Source organism: Roseivirga sp., assembly GCF_049099775.1.
GTDB lineage: Bacteria > Bacteroidota > Bacteroidia > Cytophagales > Cyclobacteriaceae > Roseivirga.
Genome location: NZ_JAGDZM010000001.1, coordinates 81931 through 96637 on the forward strand (window position 1 = coordinate 81931; position 14707 = coordinate 96637).

Sequence of the window (14707 nt, forward strand, 5' to 3'; positions counted from 1 at the left end):
AGCGTAACTTCCTACAATGACCCAGCTCAAGCGCTTCCTACTTTCCATTGCCTTAGTCATAGGTTTCCTGAGCCTTACAGCTTGTGATAGACAAAAAACTGCCAGTTTTAAAATAATGTCTTACAATATCAAGCATGGCGTTGGCAACGACGAGGTATTGGATTTATCCCGAGCCGCAGCCATCATAAAAGCCCAAGCACCTGACCTCTGCGGGCTTCAAGAAATCGATCATTTTTGTTCTCGCTCTGATAGTGTAGGACAAATAGATTTTTTAGCTAAACAAACAGGTATGAAAGGAAGCTTTGGGAAATTCATGGACTACCAAGGCGGTCAATATGGAATGGCTACGCTTTCTGCCAAACCAATAGCCAATACAAAGGTATTGGCACTTCCTGATGGCCTTTATGAACCCCGTTCTGCTATAATTCAAGAAGTAGAAATCGCCGAAGGCTGTACTATTCTATTTGTCAATGTTCACTTTGACTGGATCAGCGGAACCGATGGATCGACCAGTCGTATGAACCAAGCCAAAGCTTTGATTAAATATGTGGATACGATAAACAAGGCCGTCGTAATTACCGGAGATTTTAATTGCAGACCAGATTCACCTACCATGCAATATTTCTATGCGCAAGGATTTGAATTTGCACAGAAAGGAGCAGACAACTTAAGTTTTCAAGGCGAAAAGAAGTCAGAAATAGATCATGTGATTTATCGAAACACCTCCAATCAGTTCATTAGTGTCAAAAATATCACCCTCCTTTCTGAGCCTATTGTTTCTGATCATCGCCCTTTAGTTACTGAGTTGGAAATAGCATATTAAACCTAAAGAAATCCTTTAAAACTCAAATTGCTTGTATGACGAGTTTTAAGGAATTCTCAGCCCTAGCAACTTTTCATAAAAAAGCCTAGCTCGGTGAAGCTAGGCTTAAAAAAGGCCTTATACGTGATGTATCTAATCATCCTTCAAGCACTCTACAGGATTGACTCTCGAAGCCCTAAACGCCTGTAGAGCAACAATTCCCCAAGCCATTAGTACTATTCCGACACCTGAAACAACGAATATGCCAATGCTAAGATCAACCCTATAGGCAAAGCCTTCTAACCAACCTTGAGACAAGTAGTAACCAAGAGGTATGGAGATTAACAGTGAGATGAACACAGTTCGAGTCAAGTCTTGTGTCAGAAGTGTAATAATCTTCCAGATACTTGAGCCCAATACCTTTCTTATACCGATCTCTTTCAACCTTAACTGAACGGTGAAAGCCGATAAGCCCAATAGCCCAAGGCAAGAGATAAAAACAGCTACGAGAGCAAAATATCTATACAGGCTGGCTGTTCTCTGCTCCGTCAAATAGAGCGACTCATAGTTTTGATCCAAGAACTCATATTCGAAAGGAAGACCTGAATTGAAGGATGAGTAAAGTTCTTCCAAATCAGAGAGCGTTTCTCGCCCAGAACCGGCAGCTATTTTAATTACCACTCGATTCACATCCTCTGGCCTAAAGATTAGAAAGCTGGGCTTGATCTCTTGATGAAGTGATTGAAAGTGAAAGTCTTTCATAATTCCAATGACCTCCTTTTTGCCCCTAATATTATAAACCTTGCCAATCGGATCTTCGAGTTCCATGGCCTTCACCGCAGTTTCATTCAGAATGATTTTTTCCTCCTCGTTAGCAAACTCTCTGGAAAATGAACGCCCTTCAAGTAATTCAATCCCCATGGTTTCTAAATAGTCATAGCCTACACGGGCAAAAGTAAACTCCACCATAAACTTATCCTTTCTAGGAAAACCACCTCCAGAGTTTCTAAAGTTGATAGGGTCTCCCTCAACGATTCCGGCATTCACCACACCTTTGATACTCTTCGCCTCATTAAGGAAGGCGTCATAGTTTTCGAGTAACTTCCCTTCTGTTCTGAAAGAGACTATATTTTCACGATCGTATCCCAAATTCTTAGATTGGGTGTATTCAATTTGCTTTGTTACCACAACCACTGTAATAATGAGGATGAGTGACACACAAAACTGAAAAACCACTAACCCCTTTCTTACCAGCACCTCACCCATTGAAGTTTTAAGTTTACCCTTGAGTATCTGTATGGGCTTCATTCTTGAGATAAAAAAGGCAGGGTAACTTCCCGCAATCAGTCCAGTCACCAATACAATCGTAACAATTCCTCCAATCAGTTCTGGAGTCCAACTGATCAGAATATCTCGACCTGAAATCATACTCAGCCTTGGGTAAAGACCAATGGCACCCAGCACAGCAATCAATGAAGCAAGACCTGCTAAAATCACAGATTCAGTCACATGCTGGAAAGCCAACACGCTCCTTGAGGCACCCACCACTTTTTTGACTCCAACCTCCTTCAGTCTTCTAAAAGCTTGTGCGGTAGACAAGTTCATAAAATTGATACAGGCCACCAGAAGCAGCATTAAGCCAATGGCCGAAAAGAGAATGATATAATCAATACGTCCACCCGCTCGTACCCCATTTTCATAGCGATTGTATAGATATCGAGTAGAATATTGCTGCAAAAACATATGCTCGCCCCACTCTGGCTCTACTTCAGCATTGTTCTCATATCGTTTGTTTCGGAAAAAGTCATCGAGCTTCTCATTAAACTGTACTATATCGGTGCCCTCACGAAGTGTGATATAAGTTCTAGAACTGTTGCTATTCCATTTGTTATTGCCAGGACTGCGCTTGCTTAAGAATAGCTCTGTAGTAAGTAAGAAGTCATACTTTTCAGAAACGTTTTGCTCTGATAAATCCATGATACCTGTCACAATATAGTCTCCGGCATATCGCGCTCCATACTCAGTTTCTCCCAAAATGGAGACCACCTGACCTAGTTCAATTTCTTGATTAGAGGATAGAGACTCGGCCAACTGCTTTGACAAAACGATCGAACTTTTATCCGATAGTGCACGCTCACGATCCCCTTTGATGAGGTTATAGGAAAAAATCTTAAAAAAGTCCTCGCCCGCTAGTTTCCCATCAGCCTTGAGTTTTTTATCACCCACTGACAAGTATACCTCAGACCATACTTCTACAAATGAAGTAGCATATTCAACCTCTGCAATCTCTTCCTTTAGGGCAGGGACTAGCAAATCAGAATTGTTGTTATGAACTCGAGTTCCCTGACCATAGTTGGAATTTCTCATTACCTGATAGAGCTGCTTATCTTTCTCATGAAAGGCATCGACGGTAAGCTCACTATACACCCAGAAGTAGATAAGTAGGACGGATAAAAGCCCGACGGAGAGGCCTATCAAGTTAATGAGGAAGGAGCCATTGTAACGCTTAAAGTTTCTAAGGGTAATTAAAAGATTGTGTTTAAACATAGCTGTTGTGTTTGAGCCCCGATAGCTCGGGTTGACCTTAAATATTGATTTGATAAATTCTGGGCGAAAGCATCTCATCACCCCCCAGAAGAATTTTCGTTTTGCCTTTTTAGGAGAATCGGCGTGGTATTGCTCGTAGAGTTCTATAAGATCACCTTCGAATTCTTCCAGATATTCATCCTTGCAAAACCAGCGCAAAAACCGAAGTGACCTATTTGGCGGAAATGGCTTATTCATCTCTTAAGCATTCAATAGGATTGATTTTGGATATCTTGGCTGCTTGAGTAAGCACGGTAAATAGAGCAACAACCCAAGTCAAAATCCCAGCACTAAGAAAAAACCACACTTCCATATCAATCTTATAAATGAAATTATCTAACCATGATTTTGAAGCGAAAAAGCCTATGGGTAATCCTATGACCATCGAGATCAAAATAAGCCTAGAAAACCCCTGAGATAACAATCGAAAAATACCAAAGGAGCTTAACCCTAGGATTTTCCTAATGCCAATTTCCTTAAACCTTCTTTCAGCTGTGAAATTGACCAAGGCAAACAAACCCATCATTGAAATCAAAATGGTAAAGCCAGTAAAATACTTGGATAAAACCGCGACCTTTTGCTCTGAAACATATTGTGCCTTATAGATTTGATCTAGAAATTGATACTGAATTGGAAACCCTGGATTATGTTCAAGGTGAAGTTTTTCCATGGCCTGAAGTGTTTGTCGTTGGCTTCCAGGCTGGATTTTTGCCATTACCCGATTTGTTCTGCCGCTCCAAAGTAAAAATGCCAGTGGCTTAATATTCTGGTGAAGGGATTCAAAGTGAAAATCTTTTACTACGCCGACGATCTGTCTTTCCGGTCCCCAACCTTTGATTGGTTCACCAATTGGATCCTTAAGCCCCATTAACTTTATGGCACTTTCATTAAAAATAATACTGCTAAATTCTGACCCAAAATCTTTTGAAAAAGACCTGCCCTGAACAAGTTCCATTCCAAGAGTTTCGAGCATATTGTAATGGACTGGTACAAGTTCAAACTCCGTCTCATCTTCTGGGTTTTTACCTTTCCAAACCGGCCCTCCAACTCCCCAAGCATGACCTGCTAAATCATGACTGATACTTGAAGCGCTCGTGACTCCGGGTAATTGGCCAAGTTCCGTTAAAAAAGTTTCAAATGACGAGTCATCCATCAATTTCCCTTCTCTGCGGAAGGATATGATGTTTTCTCGATCATAACCCAAGTCTTTCTCCTGAATAAATTGAATTTGGTTGTCTATCACAGTAACCGCCACTATCAATACCAGTGAAACGATAAACTGGAATACCACTAGACCTTTCCGTATCCAAATGGCACTCCAAGAACCCTTTAGATTCCCTTTTAGAATTGTAAATAGCTTGAAACCTGACAGATAAAATGCTGGATAACTTCCTGCTAAGAAGCCTGTCGTCACAACTATCAATAGTATCCGCACCACGAAAGTCAAATCAAACGCTAGTGTAAGCACTTTACCTGTAACTACATTAAACCAAGGCAAAAGAATAAGGGTCAACACGACAGATACAGCAGCTGATATAAAAACTATCAACATTGATTCTTGTAGGTATTGAGACACAAGATCCATTCTTTGAATCCCCATTACCTTCTTTACGCCCACTTCCTTCAACCGTCTTGAAGCCTGTGAAGTAGAGAGGTTCATAAAGTTGATACAACCTACGATTAGGATAAGAACGGCGACCGCTGAGAACAATTTGACATAAATTACCCTACCTCCCGACTGTTTACCATCTTTATATTCTCCATAGAGATATTTCGTCGAGTAGCGTTTCAAGAATGGTGTTCTGAAGGTTGTTCGACCATCCGTCTTGATATTGATATAATCTTTAATTTTATCGTTAACCTGATCTACATTCACATTATCCTGTAGCAGGACATAGACTTGATTTCCGCTATTTCCCCATTCCAGAGCACCAGGAAACAGCTCTTCATAAATGGAGTATGGCAAAGCAAAATCAAATTGTTCTGATGCATTTGATGGAATGTTTTCAAAAACACCTGATACAAAATATTTTTTGTCTTGTTGAATGACGATATCTCGCCCTATGATATTATTAGTCGTACCGAATAGTTTTAATGCCAATTGTTCAGATATTACGATCGAGCTTTTATCTGGAAAAAGCATCTCTTCATTCCTATGCAAGAACTCATAGGAGAAAATCTTGAAAAGCTCCTCACTTGTATAAAGACCATTTGCCCGTATCAGCTTTTCTTCGACCGATACATTTACATCCTGAAAAGCTCCTGTAACAGCAGCCGTCTCAACTTCTGGAACCTCCAGCTTTAGGGCACTTGCCATGAGACCCGAAGTACTTGTAACAGTTCTTACCCCAAAGTCTTGTTGGAAATGTTCCATGACTTGATAGAGCCTAGCTTCATGCTTATAGAACTTGTCCATACTCTTCTCATCATTGACCCATAGAAAAATCAATAGAGCACATGAAAGGCCTGTAGTTAATCCAATTAGATTAATGAAAAAAGAGACTTTGTGACGTTTAAAATTCCTAAATGCGATTAAAAGATTGTGTTTAAACATAGCTGTTGTGTTTGAGCCCCGATAGTGCGGGGTGACCTGAAATATTGATTTGATAAATTCTGGGCGAAAACATCTCATCACCTCCCAGAAGAATTTTCGTTTTGCCTTTTTTGGAGAATCCGCATGGTATTGCTCGTAGAGCTCAATAAGATCGCCTTCGAATTCCTCGAGGTACTCATCTTTACAAAACCAGCGTAAAAACCGAAGTGACCTATTTGGCGGTTGTGGTTTCATTGACCAAATGAAATTTTAGGAATTTGACGATAGAAACTGGTGCGCAACTCATATTGCCTATCCAGCATTTTCTTTCCAATTGACGTAATACGGTAATACTTTTTTCTTCTACCGCCTCGCTCATTTGTAATACCTCCAAAGCTTGATTCAACGAAACCTTTCTTCTCCATGCGCTTGAGCGCAACATGAATGGCACTGATATTCAATTTCCTATTGAGCTTAGCGGCGAGTTGTTCCAGAATGAGCACACCATAAGCCTCATTATTATTAGCGGCGACAACAAGTAGCACGAGCTCTTCAAATTCACCAAGTGATTGTTCTGACATACTGATCTATTTACTTAACAAAAGTAAAAGTAATAATTATTTTCATATATGTTAAGTAAATAACAATCGCAATTTTAAAGGGTTGCTTGGCGTTGAAAATATATTATTCAAAATCAGAGACTAAAAACCTCTGCTGTTTGAATTATAGGCACTTATTAAGGCAAATCGTTTAAATGCAACCCTTAATGTAGTTGACTGTCTTTTAAAGAACCTTATTAACTACGTCCATGCGAAATATTATCGTTACCCTGCTTTTAGTCTGTCTACGTTTTATTGCTTATGGACAGATGCCGCCTGTGCCTAACCTCCCCAGTATCAGCCTTGAAGATGCTGGATTGAATAGAGACTCCATGAACGCTCTAATCGATGATATATATAATTTCGACAATAGTGACTTTACGGGCTTGGTCATCATCAAAGACCATAAACTGGTTACAGAATGGCACTTCAACACTTACTGGCGAAACCAGATTCTCGATATTCGATCAGCTGGTAAAAGCATTAGCTCATTACTTCTCGGCGTAGCCATGAAAGAAGGTTTAGTCGAGCGCTTAGATCAAGATGTCTATTCTTTTTTTTCAAAGGAAAAATATCCAGATATACATGAAGACTTAAAGAAAATCAAAATCAGCCATCTTCTAGATATGGCTTCGGGTCTTGATGCTGACACGGATCGATCAGAAACGCCAGGCCATGCAGTAAACTGGTCAGGAGGCGAAGAATGGGTCCAATACATTCTTAGCGTGCCATTAGCTGACAAGCCAGGTGAAAAATGGGTATATGCAGATATAAATGCTGCGCTGGTTGGTGCTATTATAGAAGAAACATCAGGCATGAGCTTAAGAGACTTTGCCAACGAAAAAGTGTTTAAACCATTAGGCATCAAACAGTTTTATTGGTATACCAATGAGACGAATCAAACAGTAGCAGCTGGTACTTTGTACATATCTACCTTAGATTTTGCAAAGCTCGGAGTTCTAGTAGCCAATAATGGCAAATGGGCTGACAAACAGATTGTGCAACCAGAATATATCAAAAAACTGATCGCCAGCCGAAACTTTGATCTGACAGATTATTGGGAGCAAACTGATGCTTATGGCATGCTCTGGTATAAAAAATCTAGGACCATTAATGGTAGAAAATTTGATTATTTATGGGCATCAGGTCGTGGTGGTAATCAATTGATCGTAATTCCAAATGAAAACATGGTGATTGCACTTACTTCAACCGCTTATGGACCTCGATACGGGCATTCAAGAGCCTATAAAGTCCTAGGCCGGGTATTAGGGGCAATGAATTGACACAATCACTGCCATCACCTATTATAGAACAGAAAAAAGCCAAGGCTCTAAAGAATGTGAAACAAATTTCTTCGTTACCGTTTAAGTCAATTGATGACTGTTTAAAACGCACAAACACTCTACTTGACTTAATCCATGAAAAGAATACATCTACCTAAACTTGTGCTTTTACTCTGTGTGCTTTTAAGCAGTTGTGGCTCGGGAGAGGACGACGATTGTTTAAAAACCATCACAATACCCCAATTCTATCTTGTCAACAACCAATCTTACAGCTACGATATAACCCAAGAAGTACCCTGTGATTTCCCCGATCCTGAAACATCTCAGGAAATTGAACCACCAATATTGGAGAACTTTTCATTTACCGTTCAAAGCTTCAACTTTACGCCAGATACTGGCAATAATACATCACGACTACAATTCGCAATTGAATTGAATAATCCTAATGACTTTCCGGTTGAAGGAATCCCCATTTTCAATTTACTAATTGACGAGGTCAATATAACCGGCAACTACTCTGCTGACGCCTCTTCCCCGTGCAATTCCTTAGCCGCTAATTCTAGCTGTACACTCATATATGATAAAGAATCCTCTTTGGATTTAGGCGTAATAAATTCCATCGAATTTGTAAACCTTCAGTATTATCTAACGCAGTAGTTGACCTAATTTCATCATTGTCAATATTACCAGCTCATATGAAGTATGTCTATCAATAATGGTTTTCTATCTATCACGGATTGTCCTCATCGACCTTGGTAATTTGGGAAAAATAAAATCCCAAAATTGGTTGTCTTAACAAATCAATTTGAAATGAAACGCGCAGTAGCAACCCTTTTTCTGTTCTGTTCCGTGATCTGTTACGGACAACAAACCTCGATTAAATACGAGTTAAACGGTAGAACTTCTAATCAAAAACTTGCCGTTGAAAAACCCTATAACTCCATCAACCCTTTTATAAAATACATAGGAGAATGGGGACTTAAAAACGAAGATTGGACGCAGAACTGGGGAGGTGAAACAGAGACAATAAAAATTCCGGGGCATCACACGGTTTCTAGTCAAATTAATACTGTCAATAGTTTACTTTCAATCGTAGATGGACCAGAACCAAACGGGCATATTTTCTGGTCTTACAACCCCAATACCAAAGAAGTATTTCATTCCTCTAGTTTTGGTACGATAAGGTCAGGTCAGGGACAAGGCACAGTCAACGAAAATGGAGACTTAAGATTAAAAGTTTCCTTCGAGGGCGAACCAGAGGGCACTTATCGCATCTACACTTATACATGGATCAGCTCAGACGAATATGCTCTTAAATCGATCCAATTTGATGCCACTAACAAACCAACTGGTTTATTTTATGAAGGGAATTTCGTTCGAATTAAAAGCAAAACGAACGACGATATACGGCAAGAAATCCTTGATCATGGAGCCGAAATTCGAAAAGCTTTTGCTGATGGTAATATTGAAAAAATCAAGCAGCTTCATCATCCCAAAGTAGAGAAAGCACTCGGTTTCAACGATATCCAAAAGGGTCGAGAAACTGTAATTAAGAGCATTGAAGGAACCCTTGAAAACTATCATTTAGAATTTATACAGAACAATGTTGAGAGCATCTTAATTGAAGGCAACATGGCGATAGAGCAAACTAGATTTTCAATCAAAGGGACTTCAAAAAAAGGTGGCGATCCGTTTATTTTCAGTGGACGAACCATGGTAACCTACATCCGTGATGCCAAAAGCCCGACGGGTTGGGTCACGATCAGAGAGATTATCCAACCAGAATCAAACTAAATCGGGCTGCTGATACTACTTTCTTTTTAAGTTCAGAATATTGATATTCCTACCTTAAACAAAGAAATATGAACGCTCACGAAATAGACTACACCTTGCATGGAGATGACATGCAAATGGTAGAAATTGAATTAGATCCGCAAGAGACAGTTATTGCCGAAGCTGGTGCCATGAACTGGATGGACACTCAAATTAACTTTGAAACCAAGATGGGTGATGGATCAGAACCTGACAAAGGGTTTTTTGGTAAACTGGTTAGTGCAGGAAAAAGAGCACTTACAGGTGAATCTTTATTTATGACACACTTCACCAACGTGGGCAGTGGCAAAAGAAAAGTCTGTTTTTCAGCGCCTTACCCAGGTAAAATCATTCCAATAGATCTTGATGAGGTAAATGGAGAAATTCTTTGTCAGAAAGATGCCTTCTTGTGTGCTGCGTTAGGAACCAAACTTGACATCGCTTTTACTAAGCGTTTGGGTGCTGGATTTTTCGGTAAAGAAGGCTTCATTCTTCAGCACATTCAGGGAAATGGAAAGGCATTTTTACACGCAGGTGGTACAGTGATCAAACGTGAGCTTAATAATGAAACAGTCTTAGTGGACACAGGCTGCGTTGTTGGGTTTACAACGGGCATCGACTATGATATACAGCGTGCTGGAAACATGAAATCTATGTTTTTTGGTGGCGAAGGTCTATTTTTAGCTACCCTCAGTGGCACTGGAACTATTTATTTGCAGAGTCTTCCGTTTTCTAGATTGGCTAATCGAATCATCCAAGAAGTACCAGTTCAAACAAGGGATAATGGCTAAAGCTTAAAGATGCTTTCTTAATCTGCTCAGCGTGCTGTCCGTCACACCCAAATAAGAAACAATATGCTTAAGCGGAGAAAGCCGTATAACCTCAGGCCGTTCTTTTACTAATCGTTCGTACCGATCGCGTGCAGCATCGGTATGAACTGATAAGTGAAACTGTTGGCGTGCGACTAAATAGTTCACCATCCACTCCCTTCCCCAAGTTCCAAACGGACCATTGCCCTTCATAAATCGAGAGAAATCGTCAAAGTTTACTTCCCAAACTACGCTTTCAGTAAGCGCCTGCATTGCTTCTAGGGAGTGCTTCCTTAAGAAGAAGCCATTAAATTCCATCGCAATCTCACGAGCACTATAAAAGTTTGTTGTTATATCATCGCCATTTGGACTAATGACAAACGAGCGCAATAAACCCTCCTCCACTATCCAATAATGGTTACTCTTGGCACCGAGCTTTAATAAATCTTCCCCCTTTTTAATAACTTTTCGGTGGTGAATGCTTAAGAGCTCTTTTTTCGCATCGGTTGTGAGGGCCGCATTTTCATATATTTTTTCTGGAAACGAAGACATATTTTTTACCCTTTCAAAATATCACGAATAATCTTAAGGTGATGTTTTGTATGCACTTCAATAAACCGTCTCGTTCGGCGTCGGTTCAAGTTTTTGAAAGCGAAATGATAAAAAAAACTCTTCTTTGGTAAGTCATCGAGTTGCGCCATCTTATTGCGTGCTTCTTCTAACTGAGCATAAATATCTTCATCCTTAATCATTTCAGGTGGTAATACTGCCTTTGGCGAAGTAGCAATCCCTCTAGGAAAATCGCCCCACAGGAATACAAAAGGCCTTGAAAGACTTAACTGATATTTATACTGTTTTGGATCAGAAGTAGCTAGTGTGTCGTATATTTTATTGACTACCTTAAGCATGTGATCAATATGCCAAGCTACATCAGATTTTGATATTTTCAGGTTAGCACTATCACGCTTAGGAATAAGTGATTCTATTTTGTCGAAGTGCTTTTCCATTGTAGAAGATTTACCTTTTTGCTGCGCCTGTAACCAGATGGGGGCAACTAAAAATACTGAGATTATAATGTTCCTTTTCATTTGAATGAGTTTTTGATTGTTGTCATTGCAAATTAGATAGGCACATTAGCAAACTTCTTGACATAGGGCAAGAAATGGCTCCACTAGGATATAACAAGCATTCAGCTTGATTTTGAAACAATCAAACAGTAAGCAACTAATGCTTAAGAAAGCAGACTTGAAGTAAGTTGGTGCTAAACCGTTTCTCTATCGGTTTTCATTTTGCGTTCATAGTCGTTGATCGCTACAAAGTAATCCGGATCTTCAACTACATTCACCTCGCAAATCTCGCTAGCACGTTTCACCATTCTAATACAATCTTTACTCAGATGTCTTAGGTGTATGGTCTTTCCTTCTGTGGTATATTTTTCAGCAATTTTGTTAATCGCTTCAATGGCAGATTGGTCCATTACCTTTGATTCTTGGAAGTCGATAACCACTGAATCCGGATCATTCTTGGCATCAAATTTTGTTAAGAAAGTAGTAGTCGACGCAAAGAAAAGCGGACCGAAAATTTCATAGTGTTTTACTCCGTGTTCGTCTACATACTTTCTAGCACGTATTCGTAAAGCATTTTCCCAAGCGAAAGCCAGAGCAGAAATAATTACTCCAACTAGTACAGCTACAGCCAAATCTTCAATAACCGTAATCACAGATACAATCACTATTACAGATACATCTAGTTTTGGCACTTTATTCCAAATTCGAAGACTAGACCATTCGAAAGTAGCAATAGCCACCATAAACATAACGCCTACTAACACGGCGATCGGCACTACGGCAATAATTTCACCAAGCACTAGCATAAAAGACAACAAGAAAACAGCCGCTATAAATGCAGATAATCTAGCTCTTGCTCCTGAATTAATATTAATCATTGTTTGCCCAATCATGGCGCAACCACCCATTCCACTGAAGAAACCAGTTACTACATTGGCAATTCCTTGTGCCATTGACTCTCTATTACCACTACCACGCGTATCGGTCATTTCGTCAACAAGTGTTAGTGTCAAAAGACTTTCAATCAATCCAACACCAGCCACCTTAAGGGCAAATGGAAGTATAATTAAGAAGCTTTCCATGGTAAATGGAATCGCGTCAAACATCATAAAGAAAGGTGCAAAAAGGCCGTCAGACATGGTACTCATATCTGCCTTATCACCAATTGTAATTGTATTCGGGAAAAAGAAAACCGCAACGACTGAAGCCAATACAATCGCTACAAGTGCTGAGGGAATGGCTTTCGTAAATTTTGGTAACACAAACATTACCAGCATAGTAATGGCGATTAATGCTGCAAAAGCAATTAAGCCGGCATTGTCGAGCGCGCCGCCTGATTTACTGGTAAACTGACTGAATTGTGCCATAAAAATGACAATGGCCAAACCATTTACAAAGCCAAGCATTACCGAATGCGGTACCATTCTTATGAACTTACCCAGTTTTAGTGCGCCTACGGCCATCTGTAAAAGGCCTGCTACAATTATCGTTGGAAAGAGATATTCTACACCACTATGCATCACTAATGGAGCAATTACAACCGCTACCGCGCCAGTGGCTCCCGTAATCATACCCGGTCTACCACCCAATAGGGAAGTAATTAATCCCATCATAAAGGCAGAAAAAAGACCAATCTTGGCATCTACGCCAGCTATTATAGCAAAGGCAATAGCCTCAGGCACTAAAGCAATAGCTACGGTAAGACCTGAAAGGATTTCATCTTTGATGGTCCCTTGTTTCCTGTTGATAAAAGTATAAGTCACGCTTTTGGTTTTACTCTTGAAAAAATCAAGCGGCAAAGGTAATCTTTCCAATTGATTCTGTGGTTATAGAGTCCGTTAATAGTCTAGCTATCGATTGCATCGCATTGATTATCAGTAGTTAATCAAGAATAGTATGCCATGTGACTTTTCGGAATAAAAACGTTTACCTAGTAGAACTAATCACACACAATACCAGTTGTCCCAACAATGCAATTCACAAATTTTAGAAATTTAGTCGGCCTAGTTTTAATCATATTCCTGTCTTCAAGCTGTAGCAATGATGATTCTCCTTTGAGTAATTCGTTGGCCGGTTATATTGAAACTTCTGGTTCAATCGTGGTTAATGAACTTATTGCCTGTGCCCTTGGAGGCGAATCAAATGCCCTAGCTTCTGCTGCACTGCCTGTTTCCATCCTCTTTTTGCCCGAAGGCAACGCCTCGGATTTTAGGTATTTCGAAACTGACGCAGTGAGTATAGACAATACCGACTTTTCGCTATATAACGAAGTGCCATTAAATGACGAGCCTCTTTTTGGTGGTTTCTTGAGATACTTTGAACAAGAAGCACAATCAACCGAAAAATGGGGTATTGTAACCTTCGTAAGAGATGGTGCCATTCACTATTCAAACCCAATTCGAATCAAATATGCAGAAAAACCTACTGAACTGAACAATGCACTACTAAACATAGATCAGTCGGATCCCATAGCACCCATTTTTTCTTGGGAAGATGGTAGAACACCTGAGAATGCGATATACTTTCATGCCATTACTAATGAAAGTGGAAATTTAGTTTCCGGTACTTACACCGCCGATAGAACTTGGCAGTTTTACGACTTGTCGAATGTCGTCCTCAATATTAACGACACCTCCCCTGCGCCAGCACTAGATGTCGATGCCAATTATACCTATACCATGCTGGGTGTTAGCCTTGATAATTGGGTAAACCTAGTTCTTCAACAAGAGTTCAATTCATTTTAAAACTTTATCTTATTGATATTTAGATAGTTAAAAATATATTAACTACAATATAGGTAAATATGCAACCAATCACTTGGCATGGAGTCTGTATAATAACTACTTTTGAGGTAAATATATAATCATGGGTAAAAATCACTTAGGCGAATTCGAAGAAGTTGTGATGCTAACCGTAGCCATCTTACATGGCGAGGCATATGGTGTAGCCATCATTGAAGAAATTGAAACAAGACTAAAAAGATCTGTCAGTATAGGTTCACTTCAGGTAGTACTTAAAAGGCTTGAAGAAAAAGGCTATCTCAAATCAGAAATGGGCGAAGCTACATCGGTAAGAGGTGGTAAGCGCAAGCGTTTTTTCACAGTAACAAACGTTGGTAAAGACATGCTGCGCACCTCGAAAGAGCAACGCATGCAACTTTGGAACGCTGTTCCAGATATAGCACTTGAATTCGTAGGCTTATCATGATTAAGAATA

At 39.9% G+C, this 14707-nt stretch carries 13 protein-coding genes; 7 read left to right on the forward strand and 6 right to left on the reverse strand.

The window, feature by feature from the left end; genetic code table 11:
- Window positions 1–16: 16 nt before the first annotated feature.
- Window positions 17–823 (forward strand): endonuclease/exonuclease/phosphatase family protein, encoded by an 807-nt coding sequence (locus JXQ92_RS00365; RefSeq protein ID WP_421984587.1) that lies wholly within the window; start codon window positions 17–19, stop codon window positions 821–823.
- Between the two features lie 132 nt (window positions 824–955).
- On the opposite strand, the gene JXQ92_RS00370 is transcribed toward JXQ92_RS00365, so the two are convergent.
- The 3 genes from JXQ92_RS00370 to JXQ92_RS00380 are packed head-to-tail and all read right to left on the reverse strand — an operon-like array spanning window position 956 to window position 6502.
- Window positions 956–3586 (reverse strand): ABC transporter permease, encoded by a 2631-nt coding sequence (locus tag JXQ92_RS00370; protein ID WP_421984588.1) that lies wholly within the window; start codon window positions 3584–3586, stop codon window positions 956–958.
- Complete coding sequence (locus JXQ92_RS00375; RefSeq protein WP_421984589.1) at window positions 3579–6176, reverse strand: ABC transporter permease; 2598 nt, start codon at window positions 6174–6176, stop codon at window positions 3579–3581. Before JXQ92_RS00375 ends, JXQ92_RS00370 begins: the two co-directional genes overlap by 8 nt.
- Window positions 6173–6502 carry a PadR family transcriptional regulator gene (locus tag JXQ92_RS00380; protein ID WP_421984590.1) on the reverse strand — a complete coding sequence of 110 codons (330 nt, stop codon included), beginning with the start codon at window positions 6500–6502 and terminating at the stop codon, window positions 6173–6175. Before JXQ92_RS00380 ends, JXQ92_RS00375 begins: the two co-directional genes overlap by 4 nt.
- Before the next feature lie 227 nt (window positions 6503–6729).
- On the opposite strand from JXQ92_RS00380, the gene JXQ92_RS00385 reads away from it, so the two are divergent.
- From JXQ92_RS00385 to JXQ92_RS00400, 4 genes are all read left to right on the forward strand, one after another.
- Entirely contained in the window at window positions 6730–7803 is a 1074-nt protein-coding gene (locus JXQ92_RS00385; RefSeq protein WP_421984591.1) for a serine hydrolase domain-containing protein, read from the forward strand.
- A gap of 135 nt (window positions 7804–7938) precedes the next feature.
- The gene (locus JXQ92_RS00390; RefSeq protein WP_421984592.1) at window positions 7939–8460 is read left to right on the forward strand and encodes a hypothetical protein; all 522 of its coding nucleotides are present in this window, start codon (window positions 7939–7941) and stop codon (window positions 8458–8460) included.
- Window positions 8461–8613: 153 nt separating this feature from the next.
- Entirely contained in the window at window positions 8614–9597 is a 984-nt protein-coding gene (locus tag JXQ92_RS00395) for a DUF4440 domain-containing protein (protein ID WP_421984593.1), read from the forward strand.
- A 68-nt stretch (window positions 9598–9665) separates the two neighbouring features.
- Window positions 9666–10406, forward strand: coding sequence for a TIGR00266 family protein (locus JXQ92_RS00400; RefSeq protein ID WP_421984594.1), 741 nt, complete (start codon window positions 9666–9668; stop codon window positions 10404–10406).
- Between the two features lie 3 nt (window positions 10407–10409).
- On the opposite strand, the gene JXQ92_RS00405 is transcribed toward JXQ92_RS00400, so the two are convergent.
- The 3 genes from JXQ92_RS00405 to JXQ92_RS00415 all read right to left on the reverse strand — a co-directional run bounded on the left by JXQ92_RS00405 (window position 10410) and on the right by JXQ92_RS00415 (window position 13305).
- Window positions 10410–10976: a Crp/Fnr family transcriptional regulator gene (locus JXQ92_RS00405; RefSeq protein WP_421984595.1), complete on the reverse strand. Its 567-nt coding sequence runs from the start codon at window positions 10974–10976 to the stop codon at window positions 10410–10412.
- A 5-nt stretch (window positions 10977–10981) separates the two neighbouring features.
- On the reverse strand, window positions 10982–11512 hold the full coding sequence (locus JXQ92_RS00410) for a hypothetical protein (RefSeq protein WP_421984596.1): 531 nt from the start codon (window positions 11510–11512) through the stop codon (window positions 10982–10984).
- A gap of 173 nt (window positions 11513–11685) precedes the next feature.
- Window positions 11686–13305, reverse strand: coding sequence for a SulP family inorganic anion transporter (locus JXQ92_RS00415; RefSeq protein ID WP_421984597.1), 1620 nt, complete (start codon window positions 13303–13305; stop codon window positions 11686–11688).
- A 156-nt stretch (window positions 13306–13461) separates the two neighbouring features.
- Here JXQ92_RS00415 and JXQ92_RS00420 point away from each other — a divergent pair, with 156 nt between their 5' ends.
- On the forward strand, window positions 13462–14235 hold the full coding sequence (locus tag JXQ92_RS00420; protein ID WP_421984598.1) for a hypothetical protein: 774 nt from the start codon (window positions 13462–13464) through the stop codon (window positions 14233–14235).
- 121 nt (window positions 14236–14356) lie between these two features.
- The gene (locus JXQ92_RS00425) at window positions 14357–14698 is read left to right on the forward strand and encodes a PadR family transcriptional regulator (protein WP_421984599.1); all 342 of its coding nucleotides are present in this window, start codon (window positions 14357–14359) and stop codon (window positions 14696–14698) included.
- The last annotated feature ends 9 nt before the right edge of the window (window positions 14699–14707 follow it).

What these genes read in the sequence shown, in the direction of transcription:
- JXQ92_RS00405 (WP_421984595.1), bottom strand. Translation starts at nt 10,976, where the DNA reads ATGTCTTCGTTTCCAGAAAAAATATATGAAAATGCGGCCCTCACAACC.
- JXQ92_RS00395 (WP_421984593.1), top strand. Translation starts at nt 8,614, where the DNA reads ATGAAACGCGCAGTAGCAACCCTTTTTCTGTTCTGTTCCGTGATCTGT.
- JXQ92_RS00370 (WP_421984588.1), bottom strand. Translation starts at nt 3,586, where the DNA reads ATGAATAAGCCATTTCCGCCAAATAGGTCACTTCGGTTTTTGCGCTGG.
- JXQ92_RS00390 (WP_421984592.1), top strand. Translation starts at nt 7,939, where the DNA reads ATGAAAAGAATACATCTACCTAAACTTGTGCTTTTACTCTGTGTGCTT.
- JXQ92_RS00410 (WP_421984596.1), bottom strand. Translation starts at nt 11,512, where the DNA reads ATGAAAAGGAACATTATAATCTCAGTATTTTTAGTTGCCCCCATCTGG.
- JXQ92_RS00365 (WP_421984587.1), top strand. Translation starts at nt 17, where the DNA reads ATGACCCAGCTCAAGCGCTTCCTACTTTCCATTGCCTTAGTCATAGGT.
- JXQ92_RS00375 (WP_421984589.1), bottom strand. Translation starts at nt 6,176, where the DNA reads ATGAAACCACAACCGCCAAATAGGTCACTTCGGTTTTTACGCTGGTTT.
- JXQ92_RS00400 (WP_421984594.1), top strand. Translation starts at nt 9,666, where the DNA reads ATGAACGCTCACGAAATAGACTACACCTTGCATGGAGATGACATGCAA.
- JXQ92_RS00420 (WP_421984598.1), top strand. Translation starts at nt 13,462, where the DNA reads ATGCAATTCACAAATTTTAGAAATTTAGTCGGCCTAGTTTTAATCATA.
- JXQ92_RS00380 (WP_421984590.1), bottom strand. Translation starts at nt 6,502, where the DNA reads ATGTCAGAACAATCACTTGGTGAATTTGAAGAGCTCGTGCTACTTGTT.
- JXQ92_RS00385 (WP_421984591.1), top strand. Translation starts at nt 6,730, where the DNA reads ATGCGAAATATTATCGTTACCCTGCTTTTAGTCTGTCTACGTTTTATT.
- JXQ92_RS00425 (WP_421984599.1), top strand. Translation starts at nt 14,357, where the DNA reads ATGGGTAAAAATCACTTAGGCGAATTCGAAGAAGTTGTGATGCTAACC.